General features: G+C 72.9%; 15 protein-coding genes and 2 pseudogenes. 12 read left to right on the forward strand and 5 right to left on the reverse strand.

Features of this window, described 5'->3' with window-relative positions; all coding sequences use genetic code 11:
• Positions 1 to 125: 125 nt before the first annotated feature.
• Positions 126 to 668 carry an ATPase gene (locus tag KBX63_RS10190; RefSeq protein ID WP_210910760.1) on the forward strand — a complete coding sequence of 181 codons (543 nt, stop codon included), beginning with the start codon at positions 126 to 128 and terminating at the stop codon, positions 666 to 668.
• Between the two features lie 77 nt (positions 669 to 745).
• Here the strand turns inward: KBX63_RS10190 and KBX63_RS10195 are convergent, their stop codons facing one another.
• The 3 genes from KBX63_RS10195 to KBX63_RS10205 all read right to left on the reverse strand — a co-directional run bounded on the left by KBX63_RS10195 (position 746) and on the right by KBX63_RS10205 (position 3,340).
• Complete coding sequence (locus KBX63_RS10195) at positions 746 to 1,594, reverse strand: hypothetical protein (RefSeq protein WP_210910761.1); 849 nt, start codon at positions 1,592 to 1,594, stop codon at positions 746 to 748.
• Between the two features lie 299 nt (positions 1,595 to 1,893).
• On the reverse strand, positions 1,894 to 2,319 hold the full coding sequence (locus KBX63_RS10200) for an OsmC family protein (protein ID WP_074309463.1): 426 nt from the start codon (positions 2,317 to 2,319) through the stop codon (positions 1,894 to 1,896).
• Between the two features lie 70 nt (positions 2,320 to 2,389).
• On the reverse strand, positions 2,390 to 3,340 hold the full coding sequence (locus tag KBX63_RS10205) for a serine/threonine-protein kinase (protein ID WP_210910762.1): 951 nt from the start codon (positions 3,338 to 3,340) through the stop codon (positions 2,390 to 2,392).
• Positions 3,341 to 3,481: 141 nt separating this feature from the next.
• On the opposite strand from KBX63_RS10205, the gene KBX63_RS10210 reads away from it, so the two are divergent.
• The 5 genes and pseudogenes from KBX63_RS10210 to KBX63_RS10230 all read left to right on the forward strand — a co-directional run.
• Positions 3,482 to 3,772, forward strand: a complete 291-nt coding sequence (locus KBX63_RS10210) for a hypothetical protein (RefSeq protein WP_247662050.1) — start codon at positions 3,482 to 3,484, stop codon at positions 3,770 to 3,772.
• Positions 3,773 to 3,885: 113 nt separating this feature from the next.
• Positions 3,886 to 4,632 (forward strand): response regulator transcription factor, encoded by a 747-nt coding sequence (locus KBX63_RS10215; protein WP_374102204.1) that lies wholly within the window; start codon positions 3,886 to 3,888, stop codon positions 4,630 to 4,632.
• A 49-nt stretch (positions 4,633 to 4,681) separates the two neighbouring features.
• Complete coding sequence (locus tag KBX63_RS10220; protein WP_247662107.1) at positions 4,682 to 6,127, forward strand: cell wall metabolism sensor histidine kinase WalK; 1,446 nt, start codon at positions 4,682 to 4,684, stop codon at positions 6,125 to 6,127.
• Between the two features lie 20 nt (positions 6,128 to 6,147).
• Positions 6,148 to 6,455, forward strand: a pseudogene (locus KBX63_RS10225) (glycosyl transferase); the annotation flags it as partial.
• Positions 6,452 to 6,586, forward strand: a pseudogene (locus KBX63_RS10230) (glycosyltransferase family 2 protein); the annotation flags it as partial. The pseudogenes KBX63_RS10225 and KBX63_RS10230, both read left to right, overlap by 4 nt.
• A 15-nt stretch (positions 6,587 to 6,601) precedes the next feature.
• Here the strand turns inward: KBX63_RS10230 and KBX63_RS10235 are convergent.
• Entirely contained in the window at positions 6,602 to 7,465 is an 864-nt protein-coding gene (locus KBX63_RS10235) for an arginase family protein (RefSeq protein ID WP_247662108.1), read from the reverse strand.
• Between the two features lie 201 nt (positions 7,466 to 7,666).
• On the opposite strand from KBX63_RS10235, the gene KBX63_RS10240 reads away from it, so the two are divergent.
• The 5 genes from KBX63_RS10240 (at position 7,667) to KBX63_RS10260 (ending at position 13,474) form a co-directional block, all read left to right on the forward strand.
• Positions 7,667 to 7,816: a hypothetical protein gene (locus KBX63_RS10240; protein WP_007459587.1), complete on the forward strand. Its 150-nt coding sequence runs from the start codon at positions 7,667 to 7,669 to the stop codon at positions 7,814 to 7,816.
• 17 nt (positions 7,817 to 7,833) lie between these two features.
• Positions 7,834 to 9,264 (forward strand): bifunctional 2-polyprenyl-6-hydroxyphenol methylase/3-demethylubiquinol 3-O-methyltransferase UbiG, encoded by a 1,431-nt coding sequence (locus KBX63_RS10245; RefSeq protein ID WP_210910941.1) that lies wholly within the window; start codon positions 7,834 to 7,836, stop codon positions 9,262 to 9,264.
• A 52-nt stretch (positions 9,265 to 9,316) separates the two neighbouring features.
• Positions 9,317 to 11,317 carry a sulfatase-like hydrolase/transferase gene (locus KBX63_RS10250; protein WP_210910942.1) on the forward strand — a complete coding sequence of 667 codons (2,001 nt, stop codon included), beginning with the start codon at positions 9,317 to 9,319 and terminating at the stop codon, positions 11,315 to 11,317.
• Between the two features lie 174 nt (positions 11,318 to 11,491).
• Positions 11,492 to 12,775, forward strand: coding sequence for a citrate synthase (locus tag KBX63_RS10255; RefSeq protein WP_210910765.1), 1,284 nt, complete (start codon positions 11,492 to 11,494; stop codon positions 12,773 to 12,775).
• 318 nt (positions 12,776 to 13,093) lie between these two features.
• The gene (locus KBX63_RS10260; protein ID WP_210910766.1) at positions 13,094 to 13,474 is read left to right on the forward strand and encodes an SH3 domain-containing protein; all 381 of its coding nucleotides are present in this window, start codon (positions 13,094 to 13,096) and stop codon (positions 13,472 to 13,474) included.
• Positions 13,475 to 13,660: 186 nt separating this feature from the next.
• On the opposite strand, the gene KBX63_RS10265 is transcribed toward KBX63_RS10260, so the two are convergent.
• Positions 13,661 to 15,064 (reverse strand): glycosyltransferase family 4 protein, encoded by a 1,404-nt coding sequence (locus KBX63_RS10265; protein WP_210910767.1) that lies wholly within the window; start codon positions 15,062 to 15,064, stop codon positions 13,661 to 13,663.
• 329 nt (positions 15,065 to 15,393) lie between these two features.
• On the opposite strand from KBX63_RS10265, the gene glgX reads away from it, so the two are divergent.
• Positions 15,394 to 17,511, forward strand: a complete 2,118-nt coding sequence (glgX, locus tag KBX63_RS10270) for a glycogen debranching protein GlgX (protein ID WP_210910768.1) — start codon at positions 15,394 to 15,396, stop codon at positions 17,509 to 17,511.
• The last annotated feature ends 1 nt before the right edge of the window (position 17,512 follow it).

The following is a 17,512-nucleotide window of genomic DNA, read 5'->3' on the forward strand; positions in this document are numbered from 1 at the left end:
GCCGCCGCTCCGGGACGCCCCGCGCGCTCGCATGCTGAACAATTTTCCCGAACACCCTCGGCCGCTCCCGTCGCGGCCGAGGATCCAGGTGGGGAAGAAACAGCAGCTGCCTGGGGGGCGACAGTATGAGGTTCTCCGTCGTTGAGACCGGTTACGACCAGCGGCAGGTGGATTCCTGCCTGGATGAGCTGGGGATCCGGTTGTCCCGGCTCGCGGCGCGGGCGGAGGGCGCCGCCGGGACCACTCGGGTCTGGGACGAGATCCGCGAGGAGGCGACCTGGCTCAGCGGGCTGCTCCAGCGGCTGGATCTGGGCGACGCCGCGAGCCCCCGGCATGCTGGGGCCGCGGTGCGGCGGGAGGCGGCCGAGATCCTGGCCCAGGCCCGGCTCGAGTTGGACGAGGCCCGCGAGGAGGCCCGGCAGGTACGCGAGCGGGCGTACGCGGAGGCCATGCAGGCCCGGCGCGACTTCGAGGCGGCGCTGGACGCCCGCCGGCGGCGCGAGGCGCGGGTGGACGAGATTTTCGGCGGGGTGACGGTCGAGCCGGTACCCGCCGACACCCCGACCGCGGCGGCGGGCACGGGCGTACCGGCGACCCGGGTGGCCGCCGGCGGCCGGGACGTGGGCCTGGAGCCGCCGACCGGGCGGGACGGCGCCCACAGCCGCTGAACGCCCGCCTGCGGGCCCGCACGGTCGCGCCACGACCGCCCTCTGCCCGCGCACCCCGCGGGCCAGTTCGCGGCGCCTCAGGTGGCGAGCGCCGCCACGACGGTCGTGGCCCGATCCTCGTGCTGGGCGTACGCGTCCGGGAAAGCGGAGATCTGTACGGCCTGGGCGGCGGCGGTGATGCTCATGTCCTGCCAGCCCGGGATCTCGTTGAGCGCCTCGTAGAAGGCGCGCGCGGCGTACGACGGGCGCATCAGCTCGGCCACCGTGCCCCAGCCGCTGCTGGGCCGCTGCTGGAACAGGCCGACCGAGTCGTGGTCTGAGCCGCTGCCCTGGTTCGCGTACTGCGCCGACTCCGGCAGCACGTCGCTGGTCAGGTTGTAGAGGTTGCTCTCCTGCATGGCGGTGGCCAGTGCCACCACCAGCGCGCGGCGCGGCATCTTCATCTCCAGCCCGACGTCAACGATGACCTTGGCGTTGTCCATCTGGGCCTGGTCGAGTCCGGCGACCGGCCGGGGCCGGCGCGGCTTGACCGGCTTCTTGGCCGCCTTGCGCACGGCGGCGCGGGTGGGGGTGGGCTTCGGGGTCGGGCTGGGGATGATCCGCGCGGGGGCGACATCGCGGTCCAGCGACCGGGAGGCGCGCTCGTCGGCGATGGCGGCGCGGTCGGCAACCGCCTCGGCCAGCGGCTCCACGGGGCGAGTGGTGTCCTCGCCGCCCCGGGCGGTGGCGACCGCGACCAGGCTCAGGCAGCAGGTGACACCGGTGGCCAGGGCCACCCGGAGCGGGGTCGAGCCCAGCAGGGCGCGCCGGGGCGGACCGAGGGTCCGGTGACGGCCGATCGTCCGTTCGGTTGATGCGGGGTCGCTCGAGCGGGTGGTCGGGCGCGCGTCGGTCAGCTTCTCGTCGGTGGGGTCGTCGGGATGCACCCGCCGAGGCTAAAGAAGCGGCTGCCCGATGCCATCGGCCCGTACGGTGGCATGCGCCACAATTTGTCCCGATCTTGGCGACAATAAGGGGCAAGCACACTTCAGAGCCGATCAACTTCGCCCTTTGGACGAGCCGGTTATTCCCGATTCGCCCGGCGAAGGCGGTCCCAGCGGACGTCGTCGGCGTCCGCTCCGACCGCCCGTCAGGGCTCACCCTTGCGACCGATGGCCCGGCCGCCGAACGGCCGATGCCCCGGCGTGGCCGTTCGGGTGGACGGACGACCCGGGTGGCGACCGGATCAGTGCCGGCCGTTCTCCGCCGGGGTGACGGTCAGCCGGTGCCGGCTGTTGTCGCCGCTGGAGAACGGCCAGAGCCGGTCGGCGTACTCGACCAGGTCAGCCAGCTGCTGCCGGCTCAGCCCGGCGGAGGAGATCGAGGCGTGCACGTCGGCCCGGTACCGGCCGTCGTCGTCGCGCCCCAGCTTCGCCTCGGCCCGCACCTGGACGGTGTGCGCCTCGTCGGTGATCTCCCCAGCTGCCTCCACCGCCGCGTGATGCAGGCAGGACGCGAAGGCCGCCGCCAGCAACTGCTCCGGCCTCAACCCGGTGCAGTGCGCTGCCAGCGGCGAGGCCAGCGCGGTGGAGAGTCCGCCATCGTCGGTGCGTACGTGGCCGCCCTCAGCGGTCGCGGTGGCCTCATGCAGCCAGGAACTCGGATCCGGCATCGCGTTCCTCCCGTCGCTCACCCGCCCGACTTCCCGGCCGCCGCCCGGCGAAACGCCGCGGGCCGCGCGGTCAGCGCCCGGCGGACCGGTCCGGCCCGTCGGCCACCCGCACCGCCTCGGTGGCCTCCATCGCGGCCTGCTCGGTCCACGGCGACGTCGGAGCCGGCTGGCGCGCCGAGGGCACCAGCATCGGCACGTACACCCGGGCGTCCACGGCCTCGGCCAGCAGCAGCGCGGCGACCAGGCTGGTCGGGCGCTCCGCCGGGTCCTCGGCCAGGCAGGAGCGGCACAGCTCGGCCACCTCCGGCGGGAGCCCGTCGATCTCGGGCAGCGGCTCCGGTGGCCGGCGACGACGCGCGCCCAGCAGCTCGACGGTGCTGTCCGCCGCGTAGGGCAGCCGGCCGGTGAGGCAGTAGTAGAGCAGCACGCCGAGGGCATACATGTCGGCCGCCGGGGTGGCCGGCGCACCGTCGAACTGCTCGGGGGCCAGGTACGCCGGGGTGCCCACGATCATCCCCTCCGGCATCGGCTCCGGCGCGCCGGCCGAGGTGGCGATGCCGAAGTCGAGCACCTTCACCCCGGAGGGGGTGAGCATCACGTTGGCCGGTTTGACGTCGCGGTGCACGATGCCGCTCGCGTGCGCGGCGGCCAGCGCGGCGCCGACCTCCGCGCAGACCCGTACCGAGATCCGCCAGTCCAGTGGACCGGCCCGCAGGTGCGCGGCGAGGGTCTCCCCCTCGGCCAGCTCCATCACGATGTACGGCACCCGGCGACCCGGCAGCGCGGAGGAGGAGGTGCCGAAGTCGTGCACGCTCGCCACGTTCGGGTGCACCAGGCGCGCCGCGGAGCGGGCCTCGGCCTGGATGCGCTCCACCGGGCCGTGCTGGCCGTCCACGCCGGGCGAGATCAGCTTCACCGCGACCGGCCGGTCCAGCACGCGGTCGTGGGCTCGCCACACCTCGGACATGCCGCCAATGCCGATCCGCCGTTCGAGCCGGTATCGCCCGTCCAGCGTGCGCATCGACCGCTCCTCGCCCTCGTACCGCCGGCGGCGGTGCCTCCGTTTGCGGTACCCGGGCCCCGAGCTGGGCAAACCGTCGCGGAAAACGGGGGGCCACCGCGCCCGGGCACCCGCTGCGGTGCGGTCGGTGGGTGCGGTAGCTTGCGAGCCAGGGCCGGCGTCACCCAACGTGCCGGCACGGTCACCCGAGGGGACGCCGCGATGGGCGAGGTCACCGTACGCTTCGTCGGCGGGCCCGCTGACGGCCTGGTCCGGGACGTGCCGGCCGGGCCGGACGGCGCCCCGCCGCAGCGCTGGATCATGCGGCACCCGGATGGCACCGGGCCGGTGCAGGCCGGCCCCGACCACCTCTACGAACGCGACCGGCCGGACGGCGCGGGCGGCTGGAGCATGCGGTTCGTGCGCACCGACCCGTTCGGGGTGTCCGAGTGACGCCGAGGCGGGGCTGACCGGCGGTGACACCGACCCGCCGCCGACCCGCCCGCACAGCTGGCACACAGGTGCCGCAGAGGCGTGCCACAGATGCCCCGCCCACGATGGGGGACATGGTCATGGAAGGGCGGGCCGCGTCCAGCCGCATCGAGCTACGCCGCCCCGACGGCGAGCCGGTACGGGTGCTGGTGGTCGACGACGAGCCGACGCTGACCGACCTGCTGTCGATGGCGCTGCGCTACGAGGGCTGGCAGGTACGCAGCGCCGGCAACGGCACGGCGGCGTTGAACGCCGCGCGGCAGTTCCAGCCGGACGCCGTCGTGCTCGACGTGATGTTGCCCGACCTGGACGGCTTCCAGGTGCTGCGCCGGTTGCGCGAGCAGTCGCCCACCGTGCCGGTGCTCTTCCTGACCGCCCGGGACGCCGTCGAGGAGCGCATCGCCGGGCTGACCGTCGGCGGCGACGACTACGTCACCAAGCCGTTCAGTCTGGAGGAGGTGATCGCCCGGCTGCGCGCGCTGCTGCGCCGCTCCGGTTTCGCGGTCGCCACCCGCGCGGACGCGGTGCTGACCGTGGGCGACCTCAGCCTCGACGAGGACAGTCACGAGGTCCGGCGGGACGGCCACCTGATCACCCTGACCGCGACCGAGTTCGAGCTGCTTCGCTACCTGATGCGCAACCCGCGCCGGGTGCTCAGCAAGGCGCAGATCCTCGACCGGGTGTGGAACTACGACTTCGGCGGCCAGGCCAACGTCGTCGAGCTGTACATCTCGTACCTGCGCAAGAAGATCGACGCCGGCCGGGCACCGATGATCCACACGTTGCGCGGCGCGGGCTATGTCCTCAAGCCCGCCGAGTGATCCCGGGGACCGGTCGGGCCGCCGGCCGGTGCGTGCCGCCCGCCGGTGGCTGGCCGGCCGGTCGTTGCGCACCCGGCTGGTGCTCGCCCTGGTCGCACTGCTCGCGCTGGTCAGCGTCGCCATCGGCGGGCTAACCACGGTGGCGCTGCGGCAGTTCCTGATCGACCGGCTCGACGCCCAACTGGCCCCCGCGACGGTCATGCGGGGCGCCGGTCGGCCGGCGTTCCCGGGCAACGGACCGGCCATCCCACCCGGACTGCCACCCGGCACCGTGGTGGCCGACATCACCGGCGATCGGGTGACGGCCGCGTCCACCCTGACCCGCAGCCCGTCCAGCGAGGACCCCTTTCCCGACGAGAGATCCGTCCCGGCCGACGAGGTCGCCGCGCTGGCCGACCTACCGGTCGGCGCCGAGCCGCGAACCGTCGACCTCGGCGAGCGCGGTGAGTACCGGGCCGTCGCCCGGCAGTTCCGCGACGGCCGGGTGCGGGTCGTCGCGCTGCCACTGGCCGGCGTGCGGGAAACCGTCTGGTGGATGGTCGCCGCGCAGGCCGGGGTGGCCACCGTCGGGCTGCTCATCGCCGGGGTCGCCGGCGCGCTGATCGTCCGGGCCACGCTGCGACCGCTGAACCGGGTGGCCGCCACCGCCACCCGGGTCACCGAGCTGCCCCTGGACCGCGGCGAGGTGGCGCTCGCCGTGCGGGTCCCGGCCGCGGACACCGATCCGCGTACCGAGGTCGGCCAGGTCGGGGCCGCGCTGAACCGGATGCTCGGCCACGTCGCGGACGCACTCGCCGCCCGCCAGGCCAGCGAGACCCGGGTACGCCAGTTCGTCGCCGACGCCAGCCACGAGCTGCGCACCCCGCTGGCCGCGATCCGCGGGTACGCCGAGGTGGCCCGGCGTGGCCGCGACGAGGTCCCCGCCGACGTGGCGCACGCGCTGCGCCGGGTGGAGTCGGAGAGCACCCGGATGACCAGCCTCGTCGACGACCTGCTGCTGCTGGCCCGGCTGGACACCGGCCGCCCGCTCGCGGTCGACCAGGTCGACCTGTCCGCCCTGGTGGTGGACGCGGTCAGCGACGCGCACGTGGCCGGCCCCGAGCACCGCTGGCAGCTCGACCTTCCCGAGGTGGTGATCCGGGTCCCCGGCGACGCCGCCCGGCTGCACCAGGTGGTGGCGAACCTGCTGGCCAACGCCCGCGTTCACACCCCGCCCGGCACGGTGGTGACGACCACGCTGACCGTCGAGGGGGACGCGGCCGTGCTCACCGTCGCCGACGACGGGCCCGGGGTGCCGGCGGAGCTGCAACCGGAGATGTTCGAGCGGTTCGCCCGCGGCGACAGCTCCCGGTCCCGGGCACACGGCAGCACCGGCCTCGGCCTGGCGATCGTGGCGGCGGTGGTGGAGGCCCACCACGGCACCGTCGCGGTGCACAGCCGGCCGGGCCGGACCGTGTTCACCGTCCGGTTGCCGAATCCCACAGCTGACGCATAGTCGGCGCACGGCAGCGGGCAGCCCGCGAGCCCAGCGCCGCGCTGCGCGAGCTGCTGGAGCGCGACAGCGTCGACTACACCTGGGTGGCGGCGACCTCGGCTCCAACAACGCCTCCGGCTATCAGCTGGCCACCGGCGAGCCGGTGATGCCGATCGGCGGCTTCAACGGCAGCGACCCGTCGCCGACCCTCGCCCAGGTCCAGCGTCACGTCGCCGACGGAGAGATCCACCACTTCGTCGGTGGTGGCGGCTTCCGCGCCAACGGTGGCAGCTCCGCCGCGCAGGAGATTGCCGCCTGGGTCGCGGAGACCTTCACGGGGCAGACAGTGGCTCGCTGGCCGTGCTGCACGCGGTCGACGCCGTACCCGTCCGGCCGGTGGAGCTGGCTGTGCCGGTGGCCGCGAACCTGGCCGCCACCGCGCTGCGCTTCGTGCTGCTGCGCCTCGGTATGCACCACCGCGGAACTGAGCGCCGGTCAGCCGGTCCGCCGGGACGAACCGAGCACCTCGGCGAGGACCTCGACGACGCGCCGTGCGTGGCGCCCGTCGGGGTCCTCGTCGACGTTCAGGTCGGTCACGCTGATCCCGAGCAGCCGGTCGGCGCGGGCCAGCGGGGTGACCAGCGCGACGAGGTCCGGCCAGCGCAGCCCGTCCGGCTCGGGATAGGTCACCGCCGGCAGGTCGCGGGGGTCCACCGCGTCCAGGTCGAGATGCAGCCAGGCCGGCCCGTCCCCGTCGGCGGCCAGGCCCGCCCCGACCGTCCCGGCGCCCCGGCTCAGCAGCTCCGGGGCGGGCACCTGGTGGATCGCCGGGTCGATCCGGGCCGTCTCGGCGCGGCTGCTGTCGTCGCTGGGCGGCCGGTGTCCGAGCAGGTGGACCCGGCCGGGGTCGAGCGACGCGCCGTCCTGCCCGGTGGCGGCGGCCGGCCCGTGCCCGGTGATCACCGAGAGGTCCATGTCCGCGGCCTCGCCGGTCGGCGAGGTCGCGCCGTCGAAGAAGTCCGGGTGTCCGTCGACGAACCACAGCTCGGTCGTCGGTGGCAGGGCCCGGCAGATGCCGGGCAGGATCGCGCAGTCACCGCCGAGCACCAGGGGCCGGCGGCCGTCGGTGAGCAGCGCCGCGATCCGGGCGGTGAGGGCGGCGCCGGCCCGACGCAGGCCGGCGGCGCCGATCAGGCCGCTCGCCGGGTCGCGGACCGGATCGCGGAGCAGCGCCTCGTCGACCTGGCCACCGTCGTCGGCGCCGAGGACGTCCAGCAGGCCGGCCCGGCGCAGCGCGGCCGGAGCCCGTTCCTCACCGCGACCGGCGCCGGAGGAGTCCAGCGGCGCGTCGACCACCATCCAGCGCACGCCCCCAGCGTACCGGCGGGCCGGGGGATATGTCCGGGTACGAGGTAGACGGCGGTGCAGTGCGCCGATGTGTCCGCTACGGCGGCGACGATCGGCGTACGGTGGGGGACAAGTCCGGCTTTCTGGGTCAAAAGCCTCACCGCTGTACGCCCGGGACGCCGGTGTCGAGACGGCGAGGGGAAGGAGCGATCGGTGATCCATCTGGCCTACCTGGACGCGGGATCCGGCAGCCTGATCGTGCAGGCGGTCGTCGGCGGGGTGGCCGGCGCCGCGGTCGCCGCCAAGCTCTACTGGCGGCGTCTGGTCGACCGGTTCCGCCGGCAACCCACCGACCAGCGGTGAGTCGGCACGTCCCGGCGATGGCGATCTCACCCGCGGAGGCCCGTCCCGAGCCGGCCTCCTTCCGAGACCCGGCCAACCGGGTCTTCCACGTCGGGGACGAGGTGCTGCGTGGGCTGGACCCGCAGGCCGCCGAGCACTGGAGGGCGCTGAGAGCCACCGAGTTCTTTCCGGCGCTGGTCGCCGCGGGCAAGGTGTGCGCCACCGAGGAAGCACCGCCGGCGCTGGTGCCCGCGTCCGCCGGGGATCCGTGGGCGGCGGTGCTGCGCCACGAACGCATCCCGTTCGTCTCCCACCCGTACGAGTGGTCCTTCACCATGCTGCGCGACGCCGCTCTCCTGCACCTGGAGATCCTGCGCGCCGCCGTCGCCGACGGGTTCACCACGAAGGACGGCTCGGCCTACAACCTGCAGTGGCGCGGCGCCGAAGCGGTCTTCATCGACATCGGCTCCTTCGAGCCGGTACGCGACGGCGAGCCGTGGGCCGGCTACCGGCAGTTCTGCCAGACGGTGCTCTACCCGTTGCTGCTCACCGCCCATCTGGGGGTGGACTTCCAGCCCTGGCTGCGCGCCCGGGTCGACGGCATCGAGGCCGATCAGCTCCGCCCGATCTTCGCCGGAGCCCGCCGGCTGCGCCCCGGCGTCCTGACCCACCTGCACCTGCACGGCGCGATGCAGCAGCGCAACGCCGCCGCCAGCACCACCGACGTACGGGCCCAGCTGCGGGCCGCCGGCTACTCCCGGGAGCTGCTGCTGGCCACCGTGCGCGGCATCGAGAAACTGGTTCGCCGGCTGGATCGTCGCCCGACGGGCAGCCACTGGTCGGACTACCAGCGCACCTGCGGCTACTCCGTGCCGGACCGGGCGGCCAAGGAACAGTTCGTGTCCACCGCGCTGACCGCCGGCGCCCGGCCCCGCCTGGTGCTCGACCTGGGCGCCAACGACGGCCGGTACTCCCGGCTGGCGGCCGGGCACGCCGACTACGTGGTCGCCGTCGAGCAGGACCCGGCCGTGGTCGACGAGCTGTACCGGGCGCTGCGGGCCGAGGGTCACCGCCGGATCCTGCCGCTGGTGCTGGATCTGGCCGACCCGTCGCCCGGTGGCGGCTGGCGGGGCGTCGAGCGCGCCGGCTTCGCCGAGCGCGCGTCCGCGGACGCGGTGCTCGCCCTGGCGGTGGTGCACCACCTGGCGATCGGGCGCAACGTGCCACTGCCGGAGGTGATCGACTGGCTGGCGGGGCTGACCGCGCCGGGCGGAGCGGTGGTGGTGGAGTTCGTGCATCCGGAGGACCCGATGGCCCGCCGGCTGCTCGCCAACAAGCCCGAGGGCCTCTTTCCGGACTACCGGCGCGACACCTTCGAGCGCCTGCTCGCGGCCCGGGGCCGGATCGCCGATCGTCTGGAGCTGCCCTCGGGCACCCGCACGCTGTACCGGGCGGTGATGGGTGGCTGAACCGGCGTCGGCACCCCCGCCGGCCCCGCCGCCCCCGCCGGCCGGGAAGCCGGTGACCGGGCGGTGGGACCGGGGGTGGCGCGGTGAGCTGGGCCGCCTGCTGGAGGTGACGGCGCTGGTCGGCCTGGTGGTCACCCAGCCGCTGCTCGACGTGCTCGGCCGCAGCCCCGACTTCTTCCTCTTCCACCGGGCCGACCCGGGGCAGATCCTGCTGCTGGTCGCCCTGGTGGCGGTGGTGCCGACCGTGCCGGTGGCGCTGCTCGGTTCGCTCAGCCGGCTCGCCGGCCGGACCGCTCGCGCGCTCACCCACACCGGGCTGGTCGGGCTGCTGCTGGCCGCCCTCGCCGTGCAGGTGGGCCGGCACGGGACGCCGCTTCGGGGCGTACCCCTGCTGCTCGTCGCCGGCCTGGCCGGCGCGGCCGGCGCGGCCGCGCACCGGCGGTGGCGGGCACCGGGCCGGGTGCTGCGGCTGGCCGCCGTCGGACCGGTGGCCTTCGTGGCGCTCTTCCTGCTCGTCTCACCCACCTCGGCGGTGGTGCTGCCGCGCGGCGACGGCGGCGCGGCCGGCACCGCGCAGGGCACCGGCGGGCACCCGCCGGTGGTCATGCTGATCCTCGACGAGCTGCCGCTGGTCAGCCTGCTCGGCGCCGACGGGCGGATCGACGCGGCCCGGTACCCGCACTTCGCCGAGCTGGCCGGCGCCTCGACCTGGTACCGCAACGCCACCGGAGTCAGCGGCTGGACCCCCAACGCGCTGCCGGCGATGCTCACCGGGCGGTACCCGGCACGGCCGGTCGCCCCGCACTACTCGCAGTACCCGGACAACATCTTCACCGCCCTCGGCGGGCTGTACGACATCCGCGCCGAGGAGAGCATCACCCGGCTCTGCCCGCCCAGCCGCTGCGAGCAGCCGGTCACCCCGGAGCAGGGGCTCGGCGTGCTGGTACGGGAGACCGGCAAGCTGCTCGGCCAGGTCGCCGGGCCGACCGAGACCCAGGCGGACCCGGAGGACTCCTACCGGGAGCAGACCCGCGCCGAGGCAGGCCTGGACGCCGCCGAGCCGGTTCCCGCCGACCCGAAGTTCCGCTGGGACAGCCTGGACGACAACCAGCCGGCTCGGTTCACCAGCTTCCTCGCCGGGTTGAAGCCGTCACCCCGGCCCGTCCTGCACTTCCTGCACCTGCTGATGCCGCACTCGCCGTGGGCGTACCTGCCGTCCGGGGCGCGCTACGACGCCCCCGAGGACCTGCCCAACGACGGCGCCGGCTGGGCCGAGCTGGCCCGGCAGCGCCACCTCGCCCAACTCGGCTACACCGACCGGCTGATCGGCGAGACGCTGCGCACGCTGCGCGCCAGCGGCCTCTACGACGAGGCCCTCGTCGTGGTCACCGCCGACCACGGGGTGAGCTTCCGCGCGGGCGCCCAGGGCCGGGGGATGGACGCGATCAAGGCTGCCGCCGGCGAGGTGGCGTGGGTGCCGATGTTCGTCAAGGAGCCCGGGCAGCAGTCCGGCCGGGTGGACGACCGCAACTGGGAACACGTCGACCTGCTGCCGACCGTGGCCGATGAGGCCGGCGTCCGGCTGCCCTGGCGGGTCGACGGCCGCTCCGCCCGGCAGGCCGCGCGCACCGACGGCACGAAACACTTCTACGACCGTCCCGGCGAACCCCTCACCTTCCCCGGCGGGGTGCCCGCCCCACCGCCGCTGCCGCCGCCGCACCCCTTGGTGGGCACCGAGGTTCGCGCCGGCCCGGCCGGGGGCAGCGCCAGGGTGGCGGACCTGGCCGCGTTCCGGGCGACGGACCCGGACACCGGCACCCTCCCGGCGCTGGTCTGGGGTGACGTACCGGACCGGATACCGGACGGCACGCTGCTGGCGGTGGCCGTCAACGGCCGGATCGGGGCGGTGGTCCCGGTGGTGCCGGCCGATCCCGGCGGACGCCGGTTCGCCGCGCTGCTCACCGACGACCAGCTGTTCCGGGCCGGCACCAACCAGCTCGACGTCTACCAGGTCGCGGCGGACGGTACGCTGCGACGCCTCGCGCTGTCCTGAGCTGGCTCAGCGCTCGTCCCGGCCACCGGGACAAAGGGTTTCCCGGCGGTCCGGTCGGGAATCGGGTGACGCATACCTCACCGCAGAACCACGGCGGGCGGTGTCCACCGAGCCGCAATTACGGTAGAAGCGAAGGCAATTCAACGTAGATCTGCCGGCGAAGCGAGGAACCACATGACGGAAGTCAAGCTCGATCACCCCGGTGGGCAGCTGTCGATGCCGGTGCATCCCGCGGTCGAGGGCCCCGCCGGTGTCGGGGTGAGCAAGCTGCTGAAGGAAACCGGGATGACAACGTACGACCCCGGTTTCGTCAACACCGCGGCTGCCTCATCCGCGATCACCTACATCGACGGCGACGCGGGGATCCTGCGTTACCGGGGATACCCGATCGAGCAGCTGGCCGAGAAGTCCTCCTTCCTGGAGGTCTCGTACCTGCTCATCTACGGTGAGCTGCCGACCGAGCAGCAGCTGACCGAGTTCACCGAGTGGATCCGGCGGCACTCGCTGCTGCACGAGGAGATGCGCCGCTTCTTCGACGGCTTCCCCCGGGACGCCCACCCGATGGCCGTGCTCTCCTCGGCGGTCAGCGCCCTCTCGACCTTCTACCAGGACAGCCTGGACCCGTTCGACTCCGAGCACGTGGAGATTTCCACGGTCCGGTTGATGGCGAAGGTGCCGACCATCGCCTCGTACGCCTACAAGAAGTCCATCGGGCAGCCGCTGCTGTACCCGGACAACTCGCTGGGGTACGTGGACAACCTGCTGCGGATGACGTTCGGCGTGCCGGCGGAGCCGTACGAGGTCGACCCGGTGATGTCGAAGGTGCTGGACATGCTCTTCGTCCTGCACGCCGACCACGAGCAGAACTGCTCCACCTCGACCGTCCGGCTGGTCGGCTCCAGCAACGCCAACCTGTTCGCCTCGGTGTCCGCCGGTGTGAACGCGCTGTTCGGCCCGCTGCACGGCGGCGCCAACCAGGCCGTGCTGGAGATGCTTCAGCAGATCCACACCGGCGGCGACGACGTCCGCTCCTTCGTCCGCAAGGTCAAGGACAAGCAGGACGGCGTCAAGCTGATGGGCTTCGGCCACCGGGTCTACAAGAACTACGACCCGCGGGCGGCGATCGTCAAGAAGGCCGCGCAGGACGTGCTGGGCCGGATGGCCAAGCCGGACCCGCTGCTGGACATCGCCATGGAGCTGGAGGAAATCGCACTCGCCGACGACTTCTTCGTCTCCCGTCGGCTCTACCCGAACGTGGACTTCTACACCGGCCTGATCTACAAGGCCATGGGCTTCCCGACCAAGATGTTCACGGTGCTCTTCGCGCTCGGCCGGCTCCCCGGCTGGATCGCCCAGTGGCGCGAAATGATCAACGACCCGGAGACCAAGATCGGCCGCCCGCGGCAGATCTACGTCGGCTCCGCCGAGCGGGACTACGTCCCCTTCGCCGACCGCTGACCCCTCAGCACCGAACGGCAGGCCGCCGACCCTCTCGCGGGTCGGCGGCCTGCCGCGTCCCCGGCCACGGGGCCCGTGCGTGATCGACTCGGCTTCCTTGAAGTCGGGGTGTCCATCGCGCCGGGATGCCCCGACTTTCGGGATGCCGAGTCGATCATGCGCATGGCGCGGGAGTCGGTCGGCCGTCGACGGCCCGGGGGTCAGAAGGCGTAGCTCCGCGTGGGCAAATTCATCCAGGCTGTTGTATGCATCAATTGCTTCCCATAGGATTTTCCAAACCGCTCACCAAGATCGGGCGGTACACCACGGGGAGAAGAAATGCGGAGACCCAAGCCAGTTGTCGCGCTCGCACAGGCGGCGCTCACCCTGGTCGCGGCGGCCGGGATCGTGGCGGTCACGTCGGCGCCGGCGAACGCCAACTGTAGCCACGCCTGGTCGGACAAGGACTACGGCAGCAACCGGGTGCAGGACGCCGGAAGCACCGGCCTGGCCCTGCGCACCGGGCCGCACACCAGCTGCGGGCTGGTCACCCGCATCCCGACCGGGCACTGGGTGACCCTGGACTGCCAGGGCTACGGCGACTACATCAACGGATGGAACGGCTGGACCCACGTGCGGTATGGCAACGGCGGTCCGACCTACTCGGGCTGGGTCTTTGATCACTACCTCGACGACGGCGGGTCGTACATCGACTGCTGACCCGTCCACCGATCACGGGTGCCGGGACGGGATCCGTGCGGTACCGCGAGGACCCGTCCCGGAACACCACGATTGACTCGGCTTCGAGGAAGTCGGGGCGTCCCAAGCACCGGGACACCCCGACTTCAGGAAACCGAGTCCATCACGCAAGCATGAGCGCTAGCGCGGACGCGAGCACGGGCGCGGTCAGCGCAGGCCGGCGGCGGCGAGCAGGTTGCCCTCGGGGAGCGCCGGGAGGACGCGACCCTGGGACATCCGCTGTTCGGCGCGCTGGGCGGTGAACGCGGAGTCGGCCGCGATGGCGGCGGCGTAGCTGGCGGCGGTGCGCTGCGCGATCGAGGACCAGCCGTACTGGTCGTGGACCATTCGGCGGGCGCGACGGGCCATCACGCGGGCGCGGTCGGTGTCCGACAGCAGCGCGTCCACGGCGTCGGTCAGCCCGTCCGGGTCGTGCGGGCGGAAGGTCATCCCGGTCACGCCGGGCTCGACGATCTCCGCGAGGCCGCCGGTGGCGGCGACGGCGAGGGGCGCACCGGCCGCGGCGCCCTCCAGGGCCACCATCCCGAACGGCTCGTAGATGCTCGGCACCACGAAGCAGTCGGAGGCGGCCATCAGCGCGGGCAGGTCGGTGCCGCCCAGGAAGCCCGGCATGGTGACCATGCCGCCCAGACCGCGGCGGTGCACCTCGGCCTCCAGTTCGGCGCGGTACGGGCCGTCGCCGGCGATCACGGCACGCAGCCCGGGGTGGCGTTCCCGCAGCCGGGGCAGCGCGGCGATCAGGTGCTGCACGCCCTTCTCGTAGACCAGGCGGCCGGCGAAGGTGACCAGCGGGCCGTCCCCGGCGAACCGGGCCCGGGCGGCGGCCACGGCACGCGCGGGCACGCGCCAGCGGTGCGGCTCCACCCCGTTGGCGACCACGTCGACCCGGCCGGCCGGTACGCCGAACAGCGCGATCACCTCGTCGCGCATGTAGCCGGAGCAGACGATCACGCGGTTGGACTCGCTGCTGAGCCACTGCTCGACGCCGTGGATGGTGCGGTTCATCTCTTCGGGTAGCCAGCCCTGGTGGCGGCCGGCTTCGGTGGCGTGGATGGTGCTGATCAGTGGGATGTCGAGGTGGTCGCGCAGGGTCATCGCGGTGTGGGCGACGAGCCAGTCGTGGGCGTGGATGACGTCGTAGGTGCCGGCCTGGGTGGCGCGCAGGGCGGTGCGCGTCAGGGTGTGGTTGAAGGCCATCGTCCAGGCCAGCAGGGAGTTCGTGGCCAGGGGGAAGGTGACGGGGTCTTCGGGGGCGCGCAGGATGCGCACGCCGTCGGCGTACTCCTCCAGGGGTGCGCCGTCGGCGTGGCGGGTGACGACGGTGACGTCGTGGCCGGCGGCGGCCAGCGCGACGGAGAGGGCGTGGACGTGTCGGCCGAGGCCGCCGACGAGCACCGGCGGATACTCCCACGACAGCATCAGGATGCGGCGGGTCTGCGGCGGCACCCCCGAGCCGGGATGCGCCGGGAGCTGCGGCCGGGAGGTCAGGGTGGGTCGGTGGACCCGGTCCGTGGCGCCAGCGAGCTGCTCGCCGACCAGCAGGGTGGTCACATCAATCTCCGTCCATGCATGGTGGTACGCGCCGGCGTCGGTGGCGGCGAAGCGGGAGGTGGCGGGGTGGCCGAAGGCCGAGTGGGGTACGCGCGGGCGCGTCCCCGAACAAGCAAAGGGCATCGAGCGCCACAGCGCATCCCGAGAGGGGTCAAGGTGACGGAAGACACCTGAAGGTTTAGCGCGCATCAGACAGGTGGATTCCGGGCATCGACTGAAAGGATGGATTGGCGCGGCGGGGCGGGGGGCAATACCGGCGTGCGCAGTGGCGACCCATGCCGGTGCGCTCGTGGCGCAGTGCGCGCATGACCATGGTCTGAAGGAGCGACATGCAGGTCTGGCCGGGCGAGCGTTACCCCCTGGGCGCCACCTACGACGGGATGGGCACCAACTTCGCCATCTTCTCGGAGCTGGCCGAGCGGGTGGAGCTGTGCCTGTTCGACGAGTGGGACACCGGCGCCGAGCGGCGGGTCGAGCTGCGCGAGGTGGACGCCTACGTCTGGCACGCGTACCTGCCGGGGATCGAGCCGGGCCAGCGCTACGGCTACCGGGTCCACGGGCCGTACGACCCGGCGAACGGGCTGCGCTGCAACCCGCACAAGCTGCTGCTCGACCCGTACGCCAAGGCGATCGACGGCGACGTGTCGTGGGATGCGGCGGTCTACGACTACGACCTGGAGCACCCGGAGCGGATGTCCGAGACCGACTCGGCGCCGTTCATGCCGAAGTCGGTGGTGGTCAACCCGTACTTCGACTGGGGCAACGACAAGCCGCCGCGCACCCCGTACCACCACTCGGTGATCTACGAGGCGCACGTACGCGGGCTGACCATGCGCCACCCGGACATCCCCGAGGAGCTGCGCGGCACGTACGCCGGCATCGCCTCCCCGCCGATGATCGAGCACCTGACCCGGCTCGGGGTGACCGCCATCGAGCTGATGCCGGTGCACCAGTTCATCCACGACCACCGGCTGGTCGACCTGGGGCTGCGCAACTACTGGGGCTACAACACTATCGGTTTCTTCGCCCCGCACCACGGCTACTCGGCGCTGGGCCGGCTGGGCCAGCAGGTGCAGGAGTTCCGCGGCATGGTCAAGCGGCTGCACGCGGCCGGCATCGAGGTCATCCTCGACGTGGTCTACAACCACACCGCCGAGGGCAACCACCTCGGCCCGACGCTGAGCTTCAAGGGCGTGGACGCCCCCAGCTACTACCGGCTCAGCGAGGAGGACCGCCGCTACTTCGTCGACTACACCGGCACGGGCAACAGCCTCAACGTGCGCAGCCCGCACTCCCTGCAACTGATCATGGATTCGCTGCGCTACTGGGTGCAGGAGATGCACGTCGACGGTTTCCGCTTCGACCTGGCCGCCACCCTGGCCCGCGAGTTCTACGCGGTGGACCGGCTCTCCACCTTCTTCGAGGTGGTGCAGCAGGACCCGGTGGTCAGCCAGGTCAAGCTGATCGCCGAGCCGTGGGACGTCGGCCCCGGCGGCTACCAGGTGGGCAACTTCCCGCCGGTGTGGACCGAGTGGAACGGCAAGTACCGCGACACCGTGCGGGACTTCTGGCGCGGTGAGCCGGCCACCCTGGCCGAGTTCGCGTCCCGGATCTCCGGCTCCGCCGACCTCTACCAGGACGACGGGCGCCGGCCCTTCCACAGCATCAACTTCGTCACCGTTCACGACGGGTTCACGCTCAACGATCTGGTGTCGTACAACGACAAGCACAACGAGGCCAACGGCGAGGACAACCGGGACGGCGAGAGTCACAACCGCTCGTGGAACTGCGGCGTCGAGGGCGACACCGACGACGAGGCGGTGCTCGCCCTGCGCGCCAAGCAGCGGCGCAACTTCCTGGCCACCTTGATGCTCTCCCAGGGCGTGCCGATGATCGGCCACGGCGACGAGCTGGGTCGCACCCAGCGGGGCAACAACAACGCGTACTGCCAGGACAGCGAGCTGGCCTGGGTCGACTGGGACAATGCCGACTCCCAGCTGCTGGAGTTCGTCCGGACGCTGACCGCGTTCCGGGCCCGGCACCAGGTGTTCCGCCGTCGCCGGTTCTTCACCGGCCTGCCGGTCGGCGGCCGCGAGGTCGACGAGCCGCTGCCCGACCTGGCCTGGTACACCCCGGACGGGCGGGAGATGACCGGCGACGACTGGGGCAACGACTTCGGCCGCTCGGTGGCGCTCTTCGTCAACGGCGAGGGCATCCGCGAGCGCGGCCAGTACGGCCAGAAGCACCACGACGCCTCGTTCCTGCTCTGCTTCAACGCCCACGACGCGCCGCTGGACTTCACCCTGCCCGGCAGCGAGTACGGCCAGAAGTGGGAACGGGTGATCAGCACCGCCGAACCCGCACCGGACGACATCGCGGTGGTCAGCGCGGGTGGCACCGTCCGGGTGCCGGACCGCTCCCTGGTGGTGCTGGAGAGGACGATCTGAG

Origin of the sequence: Micromonospora sp. U21 (genome assembly GCF_018070045.1) — a bacterium.
Lineage (GTDB): Bacteria > Actinomycetota > Actinomycetes > Mycobacteriales > Micromonosporaceae > Micromonospora.